This window comes from Streptomyces lavendulae subsp. lavendulae, from assembly GCF_002803845.1.
Taxonomy (GTDB): Bacteria; Actinomycetota; Actinomycetes; order Streptomycetales; family Streptomycetaceae; genus Streptomyces; species Streptomyces lavendulae.
In genome coordinates this window covers 1081403-1102948 of sequence record NZ_CP024985.1, presented here as the reverse complement: position 1 = coordinate 1102948, position 21546 = coordinate 1081403, and the positions used below count along the sequence as shown (strand labels likewise).

Here is a 21546-nt window from a genome sequence, read left to right as displayed (position 1 = left end):
AGGAACCCTCCGTACGCGTGTCGGCAGCCCGAGTCTGCGGCCCGCGCTCCCCGCCGTCACTCCGGAACGTTGCGGATGCCCCCGCACCCGGCCCCGCCGCTAGCTTGCCGTCTGCCGGTCCGCGGACCGTGCCCACGCCCGCCCGCCACCGACGCGGGTCCACTCACGGACGGAAGCGAACCGCACGATGCACATCACACGAACCCCCCTTCCCGGCAGGTCCCTTGCCCTCACCGCCCTCGTCTCCCTCACCGCCCTGACCGCGGCGCCCACCGCCTCGGCGGCCCCCGCCCGCCCGGCCGACGCCGTCCAGAGCTTCCGCAACCAGGCGACCGGCCGCTGCATGGACGACACCGACAACGGGTTCCGCACCTGGAGCTGCAACGGCAGCAACCCGCAGCTGTGGACCGTGCACGTCTGGGGCGACGGAACCAGGCAGCTGCGCAACGTCAACACGGGCCGCTGCGTGGAGGACACCGACAACGGGTTCCGCACCGTCGGCGGCTGCAGCTCCGCTCCGGAGCAGAGCTGGTGGGTCAAGGTCTGGGGCGACGGCAGCGTCCGCCTCCAGAACCAGGCCACCGGCCGGTGCATCGACGACAGCTCCCTGGGCTTCCGTACGTGGGCGTGCAACGACACCCCCTACCAGAGCTGGTTCTGACCCCCTGCCACCCCCGGCACACCCCCCTCACGAAGGAGCACACAGGTGCGTGGACCCGTACGAGGCGCGGTACGCGGGCTGGCGGCCGCGCTGGCCCTGACCGCCGCGAGCGCCCTGGCCGGACCGGCCCGGGCGGCGGGACCGCCGCCGCCCGCCGTGCCGGGACCCCTCGGGCACCCGGCGACCGCCGAGATGTTCTGCGCGATACCGCCCGAGCGGGACATCGCGGTCACCCGCAAGGTCTACGAGGTCGGCCAACGGCGCGGCGTGTCCGACAAGGTGATGCTCGCCGGGTTCGAGACCGGCTGGGTGGAGTCCCGCATGAACAACCTCAACTGCGGGGACCGCGACTCGCTCGGCGTCTTCCAGCAGCGGCCCTCCCAGGGCTGGGGCTCGCCCGAGCAGGTCCTCGACGTCGACTACGCGGCGAACAAGTTCTTCGAGGTGGCCCAGCAGATGGAGCCCGGCATGGAAGGCGGCAGCGCGGGCGAACTCGCCCAGGCCGTCCAGCGCTCGGCCTACCCGGAACGCTACCCCCAGGCGGAGGGCGTGGCCCGGCAGATGCGGGACGAGGCGTTCCAGCCGTACGGCGCGATCGGGGCGAAGTTCGCCGCCCTGGGCGGTGCGGGCGGCCCCCTCGGGGATCCCGTGCGCGCCGAGGAGGCCGCCCTGCTGGGCGGGCGCTTCCAGGCGTTCCGCAACGGCATCGTCCTCTGGCACCCGGACGCCGCCTTCGCCGTGTACGGGGACATCCTCGCGCGCTTCTGGGCCACCGACGCCGAACGGCAGTGGGGCTTCCCGACGATGGACGAGGCCGACGCGGGCCAGTCGCCGGGCGGCACCCGCGGCCGGTACCAGACCTTCGAGAAGGGCCTCTTCCTCTGGTCCGCGCAGACGGGCGCGCACGTGGTGCACGGGGCGATCCACGACGCCTTCCGCTCGGGCGGCAACGAACGGGTCCTGGGCTACCCGGTGACCGACGAGACGGACGAGGCGGGCAACGGCAAGGCCCAGAAGTTCCAGAACGCCACGATCCACTGGAACCCGACCAGGGGCACCTGGACCACCGACAACTGACCGGGAGACAGCCATGAGAGCGCCGACCCTCCAGCGTGTGATCGGGGCGATGGCACTGGCCCTGGCCGCCCTCGCGATCTCCTTCTCCTCGCCGCAGGCCGCCGGTGCGGCCCCGCGCGGCGGGTCCATCGGGCGGGGGGAGGTGATGGACCGGGCCTGGTCGTGGATCGAGGAGCAGGTGCCGTACGGCCAGAGCGGCTGCCACGAGAACCGGTTCGGCTGCTACCGCCCGGACTGCTCGGGCTACGTCTCGATGGCCTGGAACCTGGACTCGTCCCTGACCACCTGGACCCTGTGGAACGTCACCTCGGACATCCCCGCCAACGAACTCCAGCCCGGAGACGCCCTGTTGCGCGACTCGGGCGGCACCGACCACGTCGCCCTCTTCGTCCGCTGGGCCGACGAGGCCCATACGCGGCCGGTGGTGCGGGAGACGTACGACTTCGGCCACGTACCCGAGGAACGCGTGTGGAACGACGGGCTCCGGGGATTCACCCCGCGCCGGTACAACCAGCTGGACGACCTGATGCCGTACGGCTCCATCGGGGCGAAGTACGCCGCCCTCGGCGGCGCGGGCGGCCCCCTCGGGGAACCCGTCTCCGGTGAACGCGACTCCATGCTGGGCGGGCGCTTCCAGGCGTTCCGCAACGGCATCGTCCTCTGGCACCCGGACGCCGCCTTCGCCGTGTACGGGGACATCCTCGCGCGCTTCTGGGCCACCGACGCGGAACGCCGCTGGGGGTTCCCGACGACGGACGAGGCGGAGGCCGGCCAGTCGCCGGGCGGCAGCCGGGGCCGGTACCAGTTCTTCGAGAAGGCGCTGTTCCTGTGGTCCGCGCAGACCGGAGCGCACCCGGTACAGGGAGCGATCTACGAGGCCTTCCGCACGGGCGGCAACGAGCGCGTCTTCGGCTACCCGGTGACCGACGAGACGGACGAGGCGGGCAACGGCAAGGCCCAGAAGTTCCAGAACGCCACGATCCACTGGAACCCGGCCAGGGGCACCTGGACCACCAACGACTGATGGAGGACTTCGTGAACGAGCAGCGCCCCACCCGCAGGAGCGTCCTCAGGACCGTCGGCGGACTCTCCGCCGCCGTGGCCCTGGGCGCCGGAGGCGTCCTCGCCTCCGCCACGGCGGCCGGCGCCGTCGGCGACGCCGCCGGGCTGCACATCGTCGACCGCGGCGAGGCCGATCCCCGCATGTGGTACTACCGCTTCGCCACCAACGAGATCGGCTGGCAGCCCGCCGTCAACGTCCTGCTTCCCGACGACTACCACACCAGCGGCCGCACCTACCCCGTCCTGTACCTCCTCCACGGCGGCCTCCAGGACTTCATCACCTTCGACGTCGCCGGAGTCCGTGCCTGGACCGCGGGCAAGCCGATCATCGTGGTGATGCCCGACGGCGGACAGGCGGGCTGGTACTCCAACCCCGTCAGCACCTTCGTCGGCCCCCGCAACTGGGAGAGCTTCCACATCAACCAGCTGATCCCCTGGGTGGACCAGAACTTCCGCACGTTCGCCGAGTACGACGGCCGCGCCGTCTCCGGATTCTCCATGGGCGGCTTCGGCGCGCTGAAGTACGCGGCCAAGTACTGGGGCCACTTCGCCTCGGTCAGCTCCCACTCCGGCCCGGCCAGCGTGCGCCGCGACGCAGGCGCGGTGGTCCACTGGGCCAACGTCTCTTCCGCGGTCAAGGACCTCGCGGGCGGTACGGTCTACGGCGCGCCCTGGGACCAGGCGCGCGTCACCGCCGACAACCCCATGGAACGGCTGGAGAGCTACCGCAACAAGCGGATCTTCCTCGTCGCCGGCACCAGCCCCGACCGCACCAACGCCTTCGACACCTTCAACGAGACCCAGGTACTGGCCGGGCAGAGGGAGTTCCGGGACGCCCTCGGCCGCGCCGGCATCCCGCACGAGTGGTACGAGGAGCCGGGCGGCCACATCATCCGCGACTACATGATGATCCGCGACATCGACGGCATGATCGGCCGTCTCCGCAGGGCGTAGCCCCCACCCGCTGCCCCGGGGGCTCCGCGCGGCGGGAGCCCCCGGGACCGGGCGCCCCGGTCAGCCGGTCAGGGCGCCCGCCCGGGCCCCGGCCCGGACGGGGGGTGCGAGCCGGCCCGTGCGGTGGAGTCCGTAGACGGCGGCGGAGCAGCCGAGGCCGAGCGCGAAGAGCGCCAGCCAGGGCAGGGCGGACATCCCGGCCGCGCGGGCCGCGTCCAGCGCGGCGCCCGTGAGCAGGTTGCCGAGCGCGATGCCCACCCCGCAGACCGTGTTGTAGAGGCCGTAGTGGGTGGCGACGAGCCGGTCCCCGCAGAGCCGGACGATGGTGTCCATCTCGAAGGGGTACGCCACCATCGTCCCCACCGCCAGCAGCAGCGCGGACAGCGCCGGCGGCCCGGCGGCCAGCAGCCGGGCGAGCGGCCCCGACCCCGCCGCCGGGAGCGCCGTGGCGGCCAGCAGGGGCAGGAAGGCCGTCCCCATGGTCAGCAGTCCCCAGGTCAGCGCCCGTCCCGGGGCCATCCGGACCTTGCACCAGGCGGTGACCCTGGTCTGGAACAGGATCGTGCTCAGCCCCGAGACCGCGAACAGCAATGCCACCGCGGCCGTGCCGAAGGTGCCTTCGCCGCCGAGGCGCCGGACCTCCAGCGGCAGCGCCATGTAGACCTGGAAGGTCATCACGTACGAACCGATCATCGCCACCGAGAACAGCAGGAACGGCCGGTTGCGCAGGATCCGGCGCCACTGCGTGAGCACGCCCTCGCGCGGACCGGCCGACCGGTCCTCGGCGTCGTTGCCCCGCCGGTCGGGCAAGGCCCGGATCTGTACGAGGCCCAGCAGGGCGAAGATGCCCGCCGCGACCAGGCAGGTGACGCGGAAGTCCACGCCCGTCAGCACCATGCCCACCAGCGGCCCCAACAGGATGCCCGCCTGGTAGAAGACGTTGAACAGCGCGAACGCCTCGACGCGGCGCTCACCCGCGTCGGCCGCCAGGTACGCCCGGGTGGCCGGGTTGAACAGGGCCCCGGCCAGGCCCGTCGCCGCGGAGGCGGCGATCAGCGCGGGCACGGAGTCGACCAGGCCGAGGGTCGCGAAACCCGCGACGCGCAGCACCAGCCCCGCGATGATCATCGGCTTGTAGCCCAGCCGGTCGGCGAGCGTGCCGCCGACGAGGAACATGCCCTGCTGGCTGAAGTTGCGCACCCCGAGGATCAGCCCGACCGTCCAGCCGGCGAGCCCGAGCGGCCCGGCCAGGTGCGTGGCCAGGTAGGGCATGAGCATGTAGAAGCCGAGGTTGATGCTGAACTGGTTGACCATCAGCAGCTGGACGCTGCGCTCGTACGAACGCACCTGCGCGAGGGTGCTCTTCATCGGGTCCGGCCCTCCGCCCCGCACAGCGTGAGCGGGTCCACCACGGTGGCGCAGCGGGTCCAGCGCGTGACCTCCTTCTCGTCCAGGCTGGCGATCACATCGGGTTCGCCGGCCGGGGGCGAGTCCAGCAGGCCGTGCGCGGCGCAGTAGTCGTCGTCGTACACGGTGCCGAGGTACCGCTGGGGCCCGTCGGGGAACACCGCCGCGATCCGGGTCTCCTCCGGGAGGGTGCGGGCCAGCCAGCCCGCGACGAGGGCGACGGCGCCGACGCTCCAGCCCCCCGCCGCGTAGTGGGAGGCGGCGAGCTGGCGGCAGGCCCACACGGCCTCGGCCGGGGCGACCCAGTGGACCTCGGAGAACTGCTCGTAGGCCACGTTCCTGGGGTAGATGCTCGACCCCAGGCCACGCATCAGCCGGCTCCGGGCGGGCTGCCCGAAGATGGTGGAGCCCACGGTGTCCACGCCCACCAGCGTCAGGTCGGGGTAGAGCTGCCGCAGGACGCGCGAGACGCCGGCGGAGTGCCCTCCGGTGCCCACGCTGCACACCAGGACGTCGATGTGGCGCAGCTCGCGGGCCAGTTCGAGGGCGAGCGGGGTGTACGCCGTGGTGTTGTCCGGGTTGTTGTACTGGTCCGGGCACCACGAGCCGGGATGGCGCCCCATCAGCTCGGTCACCCGGTCCCGGCGGGCCTGCTGCCAGCCGCCGGTGGGGTGCGGTTCGCGGACGACGTCGACCTGGGCCCCGTACGCCGTCAGCAGCCGGGTCATCGACGGCTCCAGGCCGGGGTCGGTGACGAGGGTGACGGGGTGTCCGTAGACCATTCCCGCGAGCGCCAGGCCGAGGCCCAGGGTGCCGCTGGTGGACTCGATGATCCGGGCCCCCGGCAGCAGGTCCCCGCGGGCGCGGGCGCGCTCGACCATGTGCAGGCCCGGGCGGTCCTTGATGCCCCCGGGGTTGAAGCCCTCCAGCTTCGCCCAGAAGCCGCGCCCCTGCGGGGCGAGGGGCTGTGACACGCGCAGCAGGGGGGTGTTGCCGACCAGCCCGGAGAGGCCGGTGCGGGCGGGGTGGGCGGGTTGGGACAGGTCGGTGGCCGAAGAATGCATTGTTCCGCTCTCGTTCGATGGTGCGTGGAGTGGTCGCTCATGGGGATGCCGACCTGGGCCGGGGCGGGGCCCGGCCGTTGGGCATGCGTCAGCCGTTGCGAAGGGAACTACGGGAGCGGACTAGAGCCGCCATCGACAGACACTGGTCAGCACGGAGCGGCCGGAACGGGCCCGCGGAACGGTTCCCGGCCCGGTCGGCGGGGCCGGCCCGGCACGGGTTCCGGCGCCCCGGCCCGGAAGGCCGTGCGGCGCCTGCCCGGCGCCGTCGCGTCCCGGGCCCGGAGCCGGACGGGCCGCGCCCGGGACGGCGGCGCAGGAGGGACCGTGCTCCGGATGCGGGTGCGGCCGTCCTTCAGGGGCCGTCGGCCCGGACTGCGCCACGGCTCCAGCGGCCCACGACCGGGCGGAGACGGCCTCGTGCCGCACGCCGCCGGAAGCCCCGCCGCCGTCGAGGAGGTGGGGGAGACAGGCGAGGACCGCGAGGAGCAGGACCGCGGGCACCGCGCCGAGTACGGCGGATGCCCACGGCGGGCCCGGACGGGCCGGGGGTACGCGGGAACGGCATGACACGGTTCCTCCGGGCGGCGGGCACCCCGGCCGGGTACGGGCGGGGGCGGCGGCGGATCGCGGGGACGGGCCGGGGCGTGGACGGGGGTGCGGACCGGGGTCGGCCGGATACGGGTCGGCCGGGTACGGGGCCGACCGGGTACGGGGCCGACCGGGGTACGGGCCTCGGGCGCGGCGCTGCCCGTGGGGACGCGCGGGCAGCGCCGCCCCGGGTACGGCTCCCGGGGCGTGCGGCCGTGGCCGCGCGGGTCGCCGTACGGAAGGCGGCGGTGTCTACACCCGCAGGACCGGCGGAGCCGCCGTACGGACCGGGGCGGATCCGGCCGCGCCGGACGGGTCGTACCCGGGCAGACCACGGCGGACCTCGGGGGCGCACCGGGTGACGGCCGCCGACGGGGCGGCCGGGGAGTCCACCACCGAACCCTGCCGGGGCGGCACGGGCGCGCACTCGTCCGCCGGGTGGGCGGGGCCGTGGCCGTCGGCGGGGGAGGCCTGCGAAACGGAGGCCGCCGCGACCGGGTGGGCCGCCGCGCCGGGCGCGTGGGCGCCGTGCGTGCAGATCAGGCCGAGCAGCAGCAGGACCAGCCCGAGCAGGTGCAGCAGACCCGCCGACAGGCGGGCCGGCGGCAGGTGCTGCGCACGGGCTGTGACCACACCGTGATCCTAGCGTCTCCGGAGCGTGATGAAGGGTCGTCAATCGGACGATCCGTGGCCGACCGTGCACCCGGGGGCCCGTATGGCGGATCTGCGGGCGCTCGCCGGGGCATCGGCGCCGGGAGCGGATAGGTATGCCGGGACCGCCCCGGGCGGCCGCACCCTTCCCGGTGCCCGCCCGCCCGTCCGCGCACCCACCGGGAGACCCTGATGACCTGCATCAACCGCCGTGACCTCGCACTGCTCGCACTGCGCACCGGCACCGGCGCGGTGCTCATCGCCCACGGGGCGCAGAAGCTCTTCGGGTGGTTCGGCGGCGCGGGTCTGGAGGGGACGGCGGCCGCGATGGAGAGCATGGGCTTCCGGCCGGGCCGGCAGAGCGCGATCGCCGCCGGTCTGGGGGAGGCGGGCGGCGGGGCGCTGCTGGTGCTGGGGCTGGCCACCCCGGCCGCGGGGGCCGCGGCGGCCGGGGCCATGGCGGGGGCGGTGGCCGTGCACGCCCCGGCCGGGTTCTTCAACCAGAGCGGCGGATTCGAGTACCCGGCCTTCCTCGGGTTCACGGCGGCGGCCGTCGGCCTCGCCGGACCGGGCCGCTACTCCGTCGACCACGCCACCGGCCACCACTTCGACCGGCCGTGGACGGTGGCGCTGGCCTTCGGGGCCAGCGCCCTCGCCGCCGCCGTGGTGGTGACCGGCCGGGCCCGGGTGCGGGCGGAGGCGGAGGCGGAGGCCGCCGGGCGGGAATGAACGGCCCGCCCGCCCCGGCCCCCGCCCGCCCCGGCCCCGTCTGCCCCGGCCCCCACCCGCCCGGGGCCCGGCGGGCCGGCTTCCGCTACCGGTCCTGTGACAGCTCGTAGAGCTCCCGGAACGTGCCGCCCTCGACGGCCAGCAGCTGCTCGAAACTGCCCTGTTCCTTGATCCGGCCGCCGTCGAGGACGATGATCCGGTCCGCCAGGCGGCAGTTCTCCATGCGGTGCGTGACGATCACCGTGATCCGCTCGTCCTTGGTCTCACGCAGGCCCGAGAACACCCGGTGCTCGCCGCGCGGATCCATCGCGGAGGTCGGCTCGTCCATGACCAGCAGCGCCGGGCGCCGGTGGAAGGCCCGCCCGCAGGCCAGGCGCTGCCACTGGCCGCCGGACGGTTCGTGACCGCCCCACAGCGAACGGGCCAGCAGGGTGTCGAGGCCCTGCGGGAAGCCGGCCACGACCTCCTTCATGCCGACGGCCCCCAGCGCCTCCCAGACCGCCTCCTCGCCGCGCGGACCCGGCTGGCCGAGGGTGATGTTCTCGCGGGCGGAGAACGGCCAGTACCCGTAGGACTGGGTGACGAGCCCGACGTGGCTCCAGGCCGAGCGCTGGTCCGCGTCGGAGGTCGGCACCCCGTCCCAGGACACGGTTCCCGCCGTCGGGGCCGTCAGCGCCGTCAGCAGCCGGACCAGCGTGGACTTCCCGGCCCCGTTCTCCCCGACGACGGCGACCACCTCGCCCCGGTTCAGGGTCAGCGACACCGGGCCGAGCGCGGGGGCGTCCTTGCCCGGGTAGGTGTACCCGGCCTCCTCCAGCCGGATCTTCTCGGGAGCCTCCATGGCCTGGGGGCCGCGCGGCCCCGAACGTTCGGCCGCCTGCGCGATGAAGGCGGTGTAGTCCCCGAGGTAGAGGGCGTGCTGGAACATCGCCGCCCCGTACACGACCAGCGAGGACAGCGCGGCCGTGGAGGTCCGCATCGCGACGATGGCCGTCCCGGCGGCGCCCGGCGCCATGTACCCGCCGACCACGAGCCCGCCCAGCGACAGCCACGTCAGGGCGGTGAACAGCCCGGAGGCGCAGGCGGCGACGAGGTGGACCGCGAGGTAGCGGGGGGCCGAGCCGGTCATCCGGGAGTCGATGCGCTCGCAGACCGCCGCGTACCAGTGGTGGGCGTACGCCCGCATGCTGTTGCCGCGCAGCTCGTCCGCGAGTTTGGGCGTGGTGAGGTGCCAGCGCATCATGTGGCGGATGTTGCGGGAGGCGATCGTCTCGTTGTGCAGGGCGTGGTCGAGCCGGGCCGCGTGTACGGAGCCCAGCCCGCGCGGGACCACCGACAGCAGCAGGAGCGGCAGCAGCACCGGGTGGACCACGGACAGCACGGAGGCCACGGCGAGCAGGTCGATCAGACCGCTGGTGAACCCGAGGGCGTCCTGGAGCAGCATCGAGGAGCGGGCCGACCCGGTCTCGGCGGCCTCGGAACGCTCGGAGAAGTCCGGGGCGTCGTAGCAGTCGAGGTCCACGTCCATGTGGGCGTCGACCATGGCGAGGTCGGCGATCGTGGACATGCCGGGGGTCAGGCGGCGGGCCGCGCTTCCGGCCGCGATGGAGGAGAGGGCCCCGAGCGCGGTCATCGCGGCGGCGGCCGCCAGTGGCCAGGCCGCCGCCGAGACGCGCTGCTCCACGGTGCCGCCGGTCAGCAGGGGGCCCATGGCCTTCGAGACGGCGGCCAGGGCGGCGGCCGTGCAGAGCCCGCCGAGGAGCTGGGCGCAGACCAGCCATACGAAGGCCGTCCGGTTCACCGCCCACGCGAGCCGGGCGGTGTGGGTGAGGGAGGCCGGGACGCGCCGGGCCATCTGCGCGAGCGAGAGCCGCTCCATGGCCTTGCTGTGCCGGCCCCACTTGAACGTGAACTCCGGCGGGGCGGGCGGGACGGCCTGCTTCCCGGGCCGGTGCTGCTTCTCGGACATGCCGGTTCTCCTTCGACTCGCCTACGGGCAGGGCCAGTTCGGTCCGGATTCCGGCACGGCGAAGCTGCCCTCCCCAGGTCGTGGGGGAGGGCCGGCGCGGGGTCCGGGGGAGCTGGAGGAGTGAGTACACAGCAGCCCCGGGGACGGAGCAACGCGATCTGGCCGACCTGTCGGCGGCGGCGACCCCGGCCCGCGAACGCCCCCGGCCGGGACCCGGCCCCGCCCCCGGCCTCCCGACACGTGCAGAACGGCCGGAACCGGCCGGTGCCCGCCCCACCACCCGGAAACCGCTTGCGGGCCGCCGGGTTGCCGCGCCCCGGGGCACACACGAGCCGGGGGCGGACCCCGGCCCGGGGTTGACGCGGCCCGGAGCGGATGTGGACCCGGCGTGGGCGCCGTTCGGGGTCGGCCCCGTGCCGGGCGGGTCGGTCAGGGCATGAGTTCCCGGGGGTCGAGCGGGGCGTGCAGGGTGTTGCGCCGGTGCAGCGCGTCCAGTTGGGCCTGGAGCGGGTTCGGCGGTACGGCCAGGACCGGGCAGGGGGCGTGGGCCAGGCAGTAGCGGGCCACCGAGGGCCGCAGCGCGCCGAGCAGCCGCCCCCGCGCACCGGCCCCCACCACGAGCAGGTCGTCCCCGTCCCGGGCGGCGTCGACCAGGGCGGCCCCGGGAGTACCCCGTACCGCCTGGGCGGCCAGGGCGACACCCGGGCCCGCCGCGCCGAAGGCCCCGTCGAGGACCTCCCGCAGCCGCCTCACCGCCGCCGCCCGGCACTCGGCGTACACGAGGGAGCCACCGCAGGACGTACGGGACCCCGGCCCCCCGCCCGGCGCCTGCCAGGCCAGCACCACCCACAGCTCCGCCCCGCGCCACCGCGCCTCGGCGGCGGCCCGGTGCAGGGCCGTCAGGCTTCCGGTACTCCCGCTCACACCCGCCACCACGCGTCGCCGCACCGCAGGTTCCTCCCCTGTCGCCCTCGTCCGTCCGCGCTCCCGCTGCGCGGCACTGCGCCGCGCCGGAGCCCGTCTCCATTCAACGGCGGCCGGGGCGGCCCGTCCGTCAGCGATCCGTATGAACCCGCGGAGCGGGCGTCAAAGCCGTGTCAGGGGCGGGCGGAGCCACGGGCAGGCGGACGACCAGGCGGGCCCCGCCGGGGGAGTCGGCGGCCGTCAGGGTGCCGCCGTGGTGCGAGGTCAGGTCGCGGGCGATGGCCAGGCCGAGGCCGGCGCCCCCGTGGTCGCGGCTGCGGGCGTCGTCGAGCCGGGTGAAGCGTTCGAAGATCCGCTCCCGGTCCTCCGGCGCGATGCCGGGCCCGTCGTCGGCCACCTCCAGGACGGCGGTGCGGGCCCGGGGGCCGCCGACCGTGCGCAACGTGAGGTCGACCCGCCCGGCGGCGAACCGCTGCGCGTTGTCGAGGAGGTTGGTGACCACCCGGGCCAGCCACAGCCCGCTGCCCTCCACCACCACGTCCGCCGCCAGCGAGACGCGGACGGGGACCCGGTCGCCGAGGCGCGCCTCGACCGCGTCGCGCACCACCCCGCCGAGGTCGAGCCGCTCCGCGGGCACCGGCTGGGCGGCGTCGATCCGGGCCAGCAGCAGGAGGTCCGAGGCCAGCTGCTGGAGCCGCTCGACGTCCTCCAGCGCCCCGCCGATCAGCTCCGGCCACAGTTCCTGGTCCCGGACGGCCAGGGCCACCTCCAGCTGGGTGCGCAGCACCGTGATCGGGCTCCGCAGCTCGTGCGAGGCGTCCGCGATGAAGCGCCGCTGGCGGATGCCGGAGGACTCCAGCCGGTCGAGGGTGAGGTTCATCGTCTCGGCCAGCCGGGCCACCTCGTCGCGGGTCGGCGGGACCGGCACCCGCCGGTGCAGGTCGCGGTCGCCGATCTCGGCGACCTCCGCCCGGATCGCCTCGACGGGCCGCAGGGCGCGTCCGGTGACCCGCCAGGTCACGAACCCCACGGTGGCCAGCAACAGCGGCCCGCCCACCACGAGGGCGGCGGTGGTCGTGTCGTCGGCGGCGTCCACGTCGCGCAGGGAGGTCCCCACGAACACGGCGACCAGCCCCTGGGGCGTCTGCGTGGTCACCTGGACCACCCGCTGGCGGTGCTCGCCGCCGAGCGGGCGCACCCGCCAGGTGTGGAAGGACGTGCCCGGCCGCAGCGGTGTGACGGGGGCGAGCGCGGGGAGCCCGGCCAGGTTCGGGGTGGACCGCAACACCCGGCCGCGGGCGTTCACCACCTGGACGAAGTCCGCCCCGAGCCCGGCCGGCCGCATCCGGTCGAGGTCCCCGGCCGCCGCGAGCCCGGCGACGGTCTGCGCCTGCTGGGCGGCGTCCCGCTCGGCGTTGCGCAGCAGGTCGGCCCTCAGCAGCCCGAGCAGCGCGAAGGAGGCCACGGCCAGGGCCACCGCCACCACCACGACCGCGCCCGCGGTGGCCCGGGCGCGTACGGTGGTGGGCCGCAGCCGCCCCAGGCGCCGCAACGGGATCCACCGCGGCAGCCGCGCCACGGAGCCGCGCAGCCCGCGCAGGGCCGAGGCCAGGGCGTCAGCCACCGTCGGCCGCCAGTCGGTAGCCCGCGCCGCGCACGGTCTCCAGGGCGGTGCGGCCGAAGGGCGCGTCGATCTTCCGCCGCACCGCGCTCACGTGGACCTCGACCACGTTCGGATCGCCGTCGAAGGCGCTGTCCCAGACCTGCTCCAGGATCTCCCGCTTGGGCACCACCTCGCCGGGCCTGCGGGCCAGGTACTCCAGGACCGCGAACTCCCGGGCGGTCAGCCGTATCTCCGTGCCGCCCCGGGAGCAGAGGTGCCGTGCGGGGTCGAGCGTGAGGTCGCCGAAGGTCATGGTCCGCGGGCCGCGGCGGCCCGTACGCCGGCCCAGGGCGCGGAGCCGGGCGACGAGGACGAGGTAGGAGAAGGGCTTGGACAGGAAGTCGTCGGCGCCGGTGTCCAGCGCCTCGGCCTCGTCGTACTCGCCGTCCTTCGCCGTGAGCATCAGGATCCCGGCCTCGTGGCCCGCCGCGCGCAACCGCGCGCAGACCCGGTAGCCGTTGAGGCCGGGGAGCATGATGTCGAGGACGATGAGGTCGTACTCGTGCTCGGAGGCCATCCACAGCCCCTGCAGCCCGTCGTGGGCCACGTCCACCGAGAACCCCTCCGACTGGAGCCCGCGCTGCAGGGCCAGGGCCAGCCGTCGTTCGTCCTCCACCACCAGTACGCGCATGGGAACAGGGTCTCAGGCGCCCCGGCCGCGTCGCTGAAGAGGTCTTCAGGTGGCTTCAGGTGAGCTTCAGCAAGGGCTCGGCATGCTCGGGGCCGAGCCGGGTGCGGTGCCCGGGTGCATGAGGAGTGCCGGTATGTCTGAGTTCTACCCGCCGTCGGAACCGTCGGAGCAGTCCGGGCAGTCCGCCCCCGAGGCCGGGTCCGGCGGGCGCAAGCGCCTGGCCCGGGTGCTCCCCCGGGGCAGGGGCGGGCGCTGGGCGGCCGCGGGCGTGGCCGCCGCGGTGATCGTCGGCGGCGGGGCGGCGGCGGTCGCCGTGGCCGGGCACCACCACGAGCGGGTGGGCAAGGGCCCCCGCTTCGAGTGGGCCGAGGGAGGCCACGAAGGCGGGCACGGGCACGGCCGCGAGGGCGGCCCCGGGCACGCCCACGAGGGCAAGGGGGAGCGGATGGCCCACCGGCAGGGCGCTCCGGAGATCCGCGACGGCGCCGACGCCCTCGCAGGCGCCCCGAAGGGCACCCGGAAGGGCAGTCAGAAGACCGCCCCCGCACCGCTGCCCTCCCTGCCGATCGGCCAGGCCGCGGAGAAGGCGGCGGGAGCGGTCAGCGGCGGCAAGGTCGAGAGCCTGCGCCCGGTCGCCCAGGAGGGCGGCGGCAGCGCCTGGCTGGCGGTGGTCCTCGGCCCGGACGGCGTCCGGCACGCGGTGACCGTCTCGGGCTCCGACGGCACCGTCAGCGGGAACGTCACCCTGAACGGCCGCCAAGCCCAGTAAGCCGGCTCCCGGCCCGCCGTCGCGGGGCGCCCCCCGCACACCGGGCCACCAGGACCGGTAGGCACGCTCCCCGCCCGCCGTCCGCGGTGCGCGCCCCGTACGCCGGGCCCGCCACGGGCGGCGGTGGGCTTCCCGTCCTGCCCGTCCCGCGTGCTGCGCGCAGAATGAAGGGGACGTTCTCCGTCCCGGTGCGGGGCGGACGGCAGAGGAGGCCGCCGGTGCTGCCGTCGGATCAGCCGGGGGAGGCACGGGCACACGGCCCGATCCTGTCCGAACCGGGGTCGCTGCTGGAGCACGTGGCCGTGGCCGTCTTCGGCATGGACGGCGAGGGCCGGGTCTGCTACTGGGGCCCCGGCGCCCAGGGCCTCTTCGGCCACGCGGCCGCCGAGATCCTCACCCGTCCCGCCGCCCTCCTCTTCCCCCCCGCCGGATCCGACGGCGACGACCCCCGCTCCGGCCCCGGCCCGGCCGCACGCCTCGCCGAGCGCGGCCGCGCCCTCGGGTACTGGCGCGTGCGGCTGCCGGTCCTGCACCGGGACGGCAGCGTCTTCGACTGCGGGTTCCGCGTCTTCCCGGTGACCGGAACCGCCGGCGGCTCCGTCGTCATGGGCCTGGTCAGCCGGAGCGACGAGCTCGACCGCGTCAAGGCGAACCTCGCCTTCCTCGACGCCCTCTTCGAGACCTGCCCCATCGGCCTGGTCATGCTCGACGAGGACCTGCGCTACGTCCACGTCAACCAGGCACTGGCCGACATGGACGGCATCCCCGCCCCGGACCACCTGGGCCGCGCCGCCACCGAGATCATGATCACCTCCGACGGCGGCGAGTTCGCGCGCATGCTGCGCGCCGTCGCCGACGGTGGCACCCCGCTGGTCGACACCCTGGTGGGACTGCGCACCCCGGGCCACCCAGACCGCGACCAGGTGCGTTCGTTCAGCCTCTTCCCGCTCAGCCGCGCCGTCGGCACCCGTTCCGGGGTGGGCGGACTGGTCGTGGACGTCACCGACCGGGAACGGGCGCTCCTGGAGGCGACGGCCGCCCGCCGGCGCCTCGACCTGCTCGACCGGGCGGCCGCCCGCATCGGCACCACCCTCGACGTGGACACCACCGCCCGGGAGCTGGTCGACGTCGCCGTTCCGGAGTTCTGCGACGGCTCGGTCGTCGAACTGGTCGAGTGGATGGACCCCACCGAGGCCTTCGACCCGCGGCTGCCCCTCTTCACCCGCCGGATCGCCGCGCGGGCGACCCTGTCCCGGCCCGCCGTCGAACAGCTTGAAGGCCTCGAACGCGTGAAGTACCCGCCCGGCTCCAGCATCCACCGGATGTTCGCCACGGGCCGCCCGATCTGCGTCCCGGTGGACGAGGACTTCACCACCCGCACCATCGCGCACGCCGAGCGCGCCCGGGTGATCCTGGACAGCGGCCTGGTGAGCATCCTGATCGCCCCGCTCGTCGCCCGCGGCACCGTCCAGGGCATCGCCATGTTCGGCCGGTCCGCCGACCGCCCCGCCTTCACCGAGCAGGACCTCAGCCTGGCCGGCGAACTGGCCTCCCGCGCCGCCCTCTGCCTGGACAACGCGCGCCTCTACAGCCAGGTCCAGGACATCGCCCTGACCCTGCAGCGGGCCCTGCTGCCCGACGCCCTGCAGCCCGGACCCCACCTCACCGTCGCCCACCGTTACCTCCCCGGCAGCCGCGTCACCGAGGTCGGCGGCGACTGGTACGACGTGATCGGCCTTCCCGGAGACCGGGTCGCCCTCGTCGTCGGCGACGTCATGGGGCACGGCGTACCGGCGGCGGCGTCGATGGGACGGCTGCGCATCACCGCCGAGGCGCTGGCCCGGCACGGCCCGGAGCCGCACGACCTGCTCACCGAACTCGACCTCTGCGCACGGGAGTCCGGCATCGAGCTGGCCACCTGCCTCTACGTGGCCTACGACCCCCACACCGGCGACGCCCGGATCTCCGCAGCCGGGCACCCGCCGCTCCTGGTGCGCCACCCGGACGGGACCGTGGACACCCTCGCCGATGCCATGGGCGTTCCGCTCGGGGTCGGCGGCGTTCCCTTCCGGACGATGCGGACCCACCTCCCCGACGGCGCCGTCCTCGCCCTGTACACCGACGGCCTGATCGAGGCGCGCGGCCGGGACATCGATACCGGACTGGCCGCGCTGCGCGCCGAACTGGGCCGTGCGGAGGGCTCGTTGGAGGAGATGGCGGACCGCATCCTGACCGCCATGCTGCCCGCCGCGCCGACGGACGACACGGTCCTCGTCCTCGCCCGGATCCACGGTGTCACCCCGCCCCCGAACAGCTGAAGTCAAGAAATCTTGACACGATGTCCGGCATCCTTGACACTGCCCATGTCTGGTTTTCTTGACATGGAAAGCGGGGGCCGGAATGGCTGTCGAAGAGAAACGTTCGTGGATCATGCTGGTGGTCGCGGTGGTGTCCTACGCCGCGTACCTGTGCTCCGTACTGTCCGGACCCGAGGGCCTCCCGCTGGAACGGGCCCCCTACGCCGCCGCCCTGCTGTGGTCGGTCGGGCTCGCGATCGTCGTCACGATCGCCGCCAACATCGCCGTCGCCGCCGCCTCCGGCGAGGAGGGCGCAGCCAAGGACCAGCGCGACCGGGAGATCCACCGCTTCGGCGAGTACGTCGGACAGTCCTTCGTGGTGATCGGCGCCGTGAGCGCCCTCTGCCTGGCCATGGCCGACGCGGCGCCCTTCTGGATCGCCAACGCCGTCTACCTGGCCTTCGTCCTCTCCTCCCTCCTCAGCTCCACCGTCAAGCTCGTCTCCTACCGCCTCGGCTTCCACCCGTGGTGAGGCCGACCCGGGTCACCAACACCATCCGGGCGCAGCGCTTCGCCCACGGCGAGATGACCCAGGCCGAACTCGCCCGCCACGTCGGCGTCAGCCGCCAGACCGTGATCGCCATCGAGCAGGGCCGCTACTCGCCCACCCTGGAGATGGCCTTCCAGATCGCCGCGGTCTTCGGCGTCCCGCTCGACCAGGTCTTCCAGTACTCCGCCACCGCACCCGTGCCCGAGGGAGACACCCCGTGAGAGCAGTCGTCCAGGACGTCTACGGACCGCCCGAGGTCCTGCGCGTCGAAGAGAGCGAACGCCCCGTCCCCGGCCCCGGCGAGGTCCTCCTGAAGGTCCACGCCGCGGGGGTCGACCAAGGTGTCTGGCACCTCTTGACCGGCCGCCCCCACCTGTTGCGCGCCCTCGGGTTCGGCCTGCGGGCCCCCAAGGCCCGGACCCCCGGTCAGGACGCCGCGGGCCGGGTGACGGCGGTGGGACCCGGCGTGAGCGCCCTGCGCCCGGGCGACGAGGTCTACGGGACCTGCACCGGCGCCTTCGCCGAGTACGCCCGTGCCCGCGCCGACCGGCTGGCACCGCGCCCGGCCCGGCTCACCGCCGAACAGGCCGCGGCCGTGCCCGTCTCCGCCTGCACCGCGCTGCAGGCCCTGCGCGACCGCGGCCGGCTGGCGCCCGGCCAGAGCGTGCTCGTCCTCGGGGCGGCGGGCGGCGTCGGATCGTACGCCGTCCAGCTGGCCAAGGCCCTCGGCGCGGGCCGTGTCACCGGGACGTGCCGCCCCGCCAAGGCCGACCTGGTCCGCTTCCTCGGCGCCGACGAGGTCCTGGACCACACCCGCGAGGACCCCGTCGACGGCAGCCGCCGCCACGACCTCATCGTGGACACCGGCGGCAACCGGCCCATCGGCCGGCTGCGCCGGGCCCTCACCCCGCGCGGCACCCTCGTGATCGTCGGAGGCGAGGGCGAGGGGCGCTGGACCGGCGGCACCGGCCGGCAGCTGCGCGCCCAGCTGCTGTCCCCGTTCGTCCGCCACCGCCTGTGCGGACTGGCCGCCACGCCCCGCGCCGCCGACCTCGTCACCCTGGCCGAGCTGATCGACTCCGGCGCCGTGACCCCCGCCGTGGACCGCTCCTACGCCCTGGACGAGGTCCCCGAGGCGATCCGCCACCTGCGCTCCGGCGCCGTGCGCGGCAAGCTGGTCATCCGGATCTGAGCGGACCGGCCGACCGGCGCACCGGCCTCAGCGGGCCGCTGCGAGCGCGGCGGCGTCCGTCGCGTAGGGCGCGAAGCCGGCGTTGTTCTTGCAGCCGAGCTCCTCGAAGGTGCTGACCTTGGTCTGCGGGTCCGTGTAGGTCAGCCGGAACTTGCAGGCCCCCTTGATGTAGCGGCCCTTGACCCCGCCGGGGAAGTCGACCTCCTTGTTCCAGAGGTAGGGCGAGTTGTAGTTGTTCATGCGGGCGGTGGCGTTCACGTCGATGCCGCCGGGCGCGTAGATCTCGTAGACCCACCCGGTCTTCTCGCTGCCGTACGTGGCGAACTTCTGGGCCACCCACTTCTCACAACTGGTGCTGAGGTGCGCGCTGTTCTGGCCGCCGCCCTTGACGATGTACTCGGCGAGGGGGGTCACCTGCCGGCCCCGGGGCGTGAAGCCGGTCCGGAAGATCTCGTCCACGGTCTCCCGGGTGTCGCCGCGCCACAGGACGTTGACGTCCGTGCGCCACTGCCACCGCTCGGCCGCCGCGGCCTCGGCGACGGGGCGGGCCAGCGAGTAGTCGGTCGTCGTACGCCACCAGTCCGCGGCCCGGTACTCGACCGTCGGTCCGCAGGGCGTGGTGAGCGGGTCGTCGTAGACGGCCGCCGCGGTGGCGGGGGAGACGGCGGCCGTGGCGGGGGAGACGGCGGCGGCGGAGCCGAGGGAGGCGAGGGAGACGGCGGCGAGCACCCGCAGAGCGGCCTGCAGCATGGTGAGGACCCATCAGTCGATCAGTGTGACGGGCCCCTTTATAGGCGCGGGTGCGGGATCCGGCCGGGGGTGGTGCGGCGGGTCCACCCACATGGGCGGATCAGTCGTACTGGGGAAAGGATCCGCCGCCCCGCCCCGCCCCGCGCCGCCCCCGCCCCGCCGCCGGAGCGGGGTCAGCCGCCGCCGGTCGCCGCGGCCTCCGCCTCCGCCTCCAGCAGGCGCACCGCCGTCGCGCGCATCTCGACCTTGCGGATCTTCCCGGTGACGGTCATCGGGAACTCCTCCACGACGTGGACGTAGCGGGGGATCTTGAAGTGGGCGAGCCGCCCGGCGCAGTACGCGCGCACGGTCTGCGCGGTCAGCGGCTCGGCCCCCTCGCGCATCCGCACCCACGCCATCAGCTCCTCCCCGTACTTCGGGTCGGGTACCCCGATGACCTGGACGTCCAGGACGTCGGGGTGGGCGTGGAGGAACTCCTCGATCTCGCGCGGGTAGAGGTTCTCACCGCCCCGGATCACCATGTCCTTGATCCGGCCGGTGATGCTCAGGTAGCCGTCGTCGTCCATGACCGCCAGGTCGCCGGTGTGCATCCAGCCCTCCGGGTCGACGGCCTCGGCGGTCTTCTCCGGCTCGCCCCAGTAGCCGAGCATCACCGAGTAGCCGCGGGTGCACAGTTCTCCCGGGGTGCCGCGCGGGACGGTCCGGCCCGAGCGCGGATCGACCACCTTGACCTCCAGGTGCGGGCCGACCCGGCCCACGGTGGAGACCCGGCGCTCGACCGAGTCGTCCGCCCGGGTCTGCGTGGACACGGGAGAGGTCTCCGTCATGCCGTAACAGATGGAGACCCCGGTCATCCCCATCCGCTCGATGATCTCGTTCATGACCTCCACCGGACAGGGCGACCCCGCCATGATCCCGGTGCGCAGGCTCGACAGGTCGTACCCGTCGAACCCGGGGACGGCCAGCTCGGCGATGAACATGGTGGGGACCCCGTACAGAGAGGTGCAGGCCTCCGCCTCCACCGCCGCCAGCGTCGCCGCCGGGTCGAAGGCGGGCGCGGGGATCACCATCGCCGCCCCGTGGCTGGTGCAGGCCAGGTTGCCCATCACCATCCCGAAGCAGTGGTAGAAGGGCACCGGGATGCACACCCGGTCCCGCTCGTCGTACCCGCACAGCTCGCCCACGAAGAAGCCGTTGTTGAGGATGTTGTGGTGCGAGAGGGTGGCTCCCTTGGGGAAGCCCGTGGTGCCCGAGGTGTACTGGATGTTGATCGGGTCCTCCGGGGCCAGCGCCGCTCCCGCCCGCGCCAGTGCGGCCGGATCGGCCGCGCGCCCGCGCTCCAGCAGCGCCTCCCAGCCGGGCCCGTCGAACAGGACGGTGAACTCCAGCCCCGGGCAGCGCGGACGGACCTCCTCGATCATCGCCGCGTAGTCGGAGGTCTTGAACCGCTCCGCCGCGACCAGCAGCCGGATGCCGGACTGGCCGAGCACGTACTCCAGCTCGTGGGAGCGGTACGCCGGGTTGACGGTGACCAGGATCGCCCCGATCTTCGCGGTCGCGTACTGCACCAGCGTCCACTCGGCGCGGTTGGGCGCCCAGATGCCGACCCGGTCGCCCTTGGCGATCCCGAGGTCCAGCAGCCCGAGGGCCAGGGCGTCCACCTCGGCGGCCAGCTCCGCGTACGTCCACCGGCGCCCGGCGGCCACGTCCACCAGGGCGTCCCGGCCGGGGAAGCGGCGCACGGCCCGGTCGAGGTTGTCCCCGATCGTCTCGTGGAGCAGCGGGACCCCGGTACTCCCGGACGCACGACTCGACGCTACGGACACACGTACCTCCAGCACTCGCTGCGGCGATGACGGCCAACGCGCGCCGCCCATGATCCCCTCCCGGCGGGCCGCGGCACCAGGGGTGCGGGGGGTGTGCCGTGGGGCGGACGTGTAATCGAGCAGGTGTTCGGGTGCGGGGGTAGGCTGGAACCATGCACGCACTCCAGGGCTCCCTGTTCGACCAGACCGACGAGATCCGGCTCGGACCGCTCTCGCCGGTGCGGCGGACCGTGCTGGGCGCCGGAGCCTGGGTCGACCGGCTCCCCGGCTGGCTCGCGGGCGCCGACGCCCTCTTCGAACGGCTCGCCGCCGACGTGCCCTGGCGCGCCGAGCGCCGGCAGATGTACGACCGCCAGGTGGAGGTGCCCCGGCTGCTGGCCTCCTACGGGGCCGGCGAACCCCTCCCGCACCCCGTGCTCACCGAGGCCCGCGAGGCCCTCGGCCGCCACTACGCGGCCGAACTCGGCGAACCCTTCGTCACCGCCGGACTCTGCCTCTACCGCGACGGCCGCGACAGCGTCGCCTGGCACGGCGACCGCACCGGCCGCTCCGCCACCGAGGACACCATGGTCGCGATCCTCTCCGTCGGAGACCCCCGCGACCTGGTCCTGCGCCCCCGTGACGGCGGCCCCACCCTGCTGCGGCTGCCCCTCGGCCACGGCGACCTCGTCGTGATGGGCGGCTCCTGCCAGCGCACCATGGAGCACGCCGTCCCCAAATCCGTCCGGGCCGTCGGCCCCCGGATCAGCATCCAGTTCCGCACCCGCGGCGTGATGTGAGCG

Annotated in this window: 20 protein-coding genes; 11 read left to right on the top strand and 9 right to left on the bottom strand. The window is 74.5% G+C overall.

Annotated features, from left to right (window positions below; genetic code table 11):
• The first annotated feature begins 187 nt into the window (after positions 1-187).
• The 4 genes from SLAV_RS04990 to SLAV_RS04975 all read left to right on the top strand — a co-directional run bounded on the left by SLAV_RS04990 (position 188) and on the right by SLAV_RS04975 (position 3754).
• Entirely contained in the window at positions 188-661 is a 474-nt protein-coding gene (locus SLAV_RS04990; protein WP_051841522.1) for an RICIN domain-containing protein, read from the top strand.
• A gap of 78 nt (positions 662-739) precedes the next feature.
• A complete protein-coding gene (locus SLAV_RS04985; protein ID WP_425276235.1) occupies positions 740-1738 on the top strand; it encodes an LGFP repeat-containing protein in 999 nt (332 codons plus the stop codon).
• Positions 1739-1751: 13 nt separating this feature from the next.
• Positions 1752-2762: an LGFP repeat-containing protein gene (locus tag SLAV_RS04980; protein WP_244225233.1), complete on the top strand. Its 1011-nt coding sequence runs from the start codon at positions 1752-1754 to the stop codon at positions 2760-2762.
• Entirely contained in the window at positions 2762-3754 is a 993-nt protein-coding gene (locus tag SLAV_RS04975; protein ID WP_030241291.1) for an alpha/beta hydrolase, read from the top strand. The genes SLAV_RS04980 and SLAV_RS04975 overlap by 1 nt, the downstream gene beginning before the upstream one ends.
• 60 nt (positions 3755-3814) lie before the next feature.
• Here SLAV_RS04975 and SLAV_RS04970 read toward each other — a convergent pair whose 3' ends face one another.
• The 3 genes from SLAV_RS04970 to SLAV_RS04955 all read right to left on the bottom strand — a co-directional run bounded on the left by SLAV_RS04970 (position 3815) and on the right by SLAV_RS04955 (position 7446).
• Complete coding sequence (locus SLAV_RS04970; protein WP_030241289.1) at positions 3815-5122, bottom strand: MFS transporter; 1308 nt, start codon at positions 5120-5122, stop codon at positions 3815-3817.
• Complete coding sequence (locus tag SLAV_RS04965) at positions 5119-6225, bottom strand: PLP-dependent cysteine synthase family protein (RefSeq protein WP_030241287.1); 1107 nt, start codon at positions 6223-6225, stop codon at positions 5119-5121. The genes SLAV_RS04970 and SLAV_RS04965 overlap by 4 nt, the downstream gene beginning before the upstream one ends.
• 840 nt (positions 6226-7065) lie before the next feature.
• The gene (locus SLAV_RS04955; protein WP_030241282.1) at positions 7066-7446 is read right to left on the bottom strand and encodes a hypothetical protein; all 381 of its coding nucleotides are present in this window, start codon (positions 7444-7446) and stop codon (positions 7066-7068) included.
• Positions 7447-7656: 210 nt separating this feature from the next.
• Here SLAV_RS04955 and SLAV_RS04950 point away from each other — a divergent pair, with 210 nt between their 5' ends.
• Entirely contained in the window at positions 7657-8193 is a 537-nt protein-coding gene (locus SLAV_RS04950; protein WP_030241280.1) for a DoxX family protein, read from the top strand.
• Between the two features lie 85 nt (positions 8194-8278).
• On the opposite strand, the gene SLAV_RS04945 is transcribed toward SLAV_RS04950, so the two are convergent.
• From SLAV_RS04945 to SLAV_RS04930, 4 genes are all read right to left on the bottom strand, one after another.
• Positions 8279-10162 carry an ATP-binding cassette domain-containing protein gene (locus SLAV_RS04945; RefSeq protein ID WP_063760391.1) on the bottom strand — a complete coding sequence of 628 codons (1884 nt, stop codon included), beginning with the start codon at positions 10160-10162 and terminating at the stop codon, positions 8279-8281.
• A 429-nt stretch (positions 10163-10591) separates the two neighbouring features.
• On the bottom strand, positions 10592-11110 hold the full coding sequence (locus SLAV_RS04940; protein ID WP_037689191.1) for a universal stress protein: 519 nt from the start codon (positions 11108-11110) through the stop codon (positions 10592-10594).
• Between the two features lie 106 nt (positions 11111-11216).
• On the bottom strand, positions 11217-12620 hold the full coding sequence (locus SLAV_RS04935; protein ID WP_051841525.1) for a sensor histidine kinase: 1404 nt from the start codon (positions 12618-12620) through the stop codon (positions 11217-11219).
• Positions 12621-12702: 82 nt separating this feature from the next.
• Positions 12703-13380: a response regulator transcription factor gene (locus SLAV_RS04930; protein ID WP_030241269.1), complete on the bottom strand. Its 678-nt coding sequence runs from the start codon at positions 13378-13380 to the stop codon at positions 12703-12705.
• A gap of 133 nt (positions 13381-13513) precedes the next feature.
• Between SLAV_RS04930 and SLAV_RS04920 the strand changes: the two genes are divergently transcribed.
• From SLAV_RS04920 to SLAV_RS04900, 5 genes are all read left to right on the top strand, one after another.
• Positions 13514-14149, top strand: a complete 636-nt coding sequence (locus SLAV_RS04920; RefSeq protein ID WP_030241267.1) for a hypothetical protein — start codon at positions 13514-13516, stop codon at positions 14147-14149.
• Positions 14150-14367: 218 nt separating this feature from the next.
• A complete protein-coding gene (locus tag SLAV_RS04915; protein ID WP_234333955.1) occupies positions 14368-16467 on the top strand; it encodes a SpoIIE family protein phosphatase in 2100 nt (699 codons plus the stop codon).
• A gap of 82 nt (positions 16468-16549) precedes the next feature.
• A complete protein-coding gene (locus SLAV_RS04910) occupies positions 16550-16978 on the top strand; it encodes a hypothetical protein (RefSeq protein ID WP_030241262.1) in 429 nt (142 codons plus the stop codon).
• Positions 16972-17217 (top strand): helix-turn-helix transcriptional regulator, encoded by a 246-nt coding sequence (locus tag SLAV_RS04905; protein WP_030241259.1) that lies wholly within the window; start codon positions 16972-16974, stop codon positions 17215-17217. The genes SLAV_RS04910 and SLAV_RS04905 overlap by 7 nt, the downstream gene beginning before the upstream one ends.
• A complete protein-coding gene (locus tag SLAV_RS04900) occupies positions 17214-18188 on the top strand; it encodes an NAD(P)-dependent alcohol dehydrogenase (RefSeq protein ID WP_030241252.1) in 975 nt (324 codons plus the stop codon). Before SLAV_RS04905 ends, SLAV_RS04900 begins: the two co-directional genes overlap by 4 nt.
• Before the next feature lie 27 nt (positions 18189-18215).
• Here the strand turns inward: SLAV_RS04900 and SLAV_RS04895 are convergent, their stop codons facing one another.
• Together SLAV_RS04895 and SLAV_RS04890 are read right to left on the bottom strand one after the other, a co-directional pair.
• Entirely contained in the window at positions 18216-18938 is a 723-nt protein-coding gene (locus SLAV_RS04895; protein WP_030241250.1) for a scabin-related ADP-ribosyltransferase, read from the bottom strand.
• Between the two features lie 173 nt (positions 18939-19111).
• Positions 19112-20815, bottom strand: coding sequence for an AMP-binding protein (locus SLAV_RS04890; RefSeq protein WP_167456784.1), 1704 nt, complete (start codon positions 20813-20815; stop codon positions 19112-19114).
• Between the two features lie 101 nt (positions 20816-20916).
• Between SLAV_RS04890 and SLAV_RS04885 the strand changes: the two genes are divergently transcribed.
• Positions 20917-21543, top strand: a complete 627-nt coding sequence (locus SLAV_RS04885) for an alpha-ketoglutarate-dependent dioxygenase AlkB (RefSeq protein ID WP_030229686.1) — start codon at positions 20917-20919, stop codon at positions 21541-21543.
• The last annotated feature ends 3 nt before the right edge of the window (positions 21544-21546 follow it).

Coding starts and splice junctions, on each gene's coding strand:
- SLAV_RS04990 (WP_051841522.1), top strand. CDS start 188: ATGCACATCACACGAACCCCCCTTCCCGGCAGGTCCCTTGCCCTCACC.
- SLAV_RS04980 (WP_244225233.1), top strand. CDS start 1,752: ATGAGAGCGCCGACCCTCCAGCGTGTGATCGGGGCGATGGCACTGGCC.
- SLAV_RS04975 (WP_030241291.1), top strand. CDS start 2,762: ATGGAGGACTTCGTGAACGAGCAGCGCCCCACCCGCAGGAGCGTCCTC.
- SLAV_RS04970 (WP_030241289.1), bottom strand. CDS start 5,122: ATGAAGAGCACCCTCGCGCAGGTGCGTTCGTACGAGCGCAGCGTCCAG.
- SLAV_RS04965 (WP_030241287.1), bottom strand. CDS start 6,225: ATGCATTCTTCGGCCACCGACCTGTCCCAACCCGCCCACCCCGCCCGC.
- SLAV_RS04950 (WP_030241280.1), top strand. CDS start 7,657: ATGACCTGCATCAACCGCCGTGACCTCGCACTGCTCGCACTGCGCACC.
- SLAV_RS04945 (WP_063760391.1), bottom strand. CDS start 10,162: ATGTCCGAGAAGCAGCACCGGCCCGGGAAGCAGGCCGTCCCGCCCGCC.
- SLAV_RS04930 (WP_030241269.1), bottom strand. CDS start 13,380: ATGCGCGTACTGGTGGTGGAGGACGAACGACGGCTGGCCCTGGCCCTG.
- SLAV_RS04920 (WP_030241267.1), top strand. CDS start 13,514: ATGTCTGAGTTCTACCCGCCGTCGGAACCGTCGGAGCAGTCCGGGCAG.
- SLAV_RS04910 (WP_030241262.1), top strand. CDS start 16,550: ATGGCTGTCGAAGAGAAACGTTCGTGGATCATGCTGGTGGTCGCGGTG.
- SLAV_RS04895 (WP_030241250.1), bottom strand. CDS start 18,938: ATGCTGCAGGCCGCTCTGCGGGTGCTCGCCGCCGTCTCCCTCGCCTCC.
- SLAV_RS04890 (WP_167456784.1), bottom strand. CDS start 20,815: ATGGGCGGCGCGCGTTGGCCGTCATCGCCGCAGCGAGTGCTGGAGGTA.
- SLAV_RS04885 (WP_030229686.1), top strand. CDS start 20,917: ATGCACGCACTCCAGGGCTCCCTGTTCGACCAGACCGACGAGATCCGG.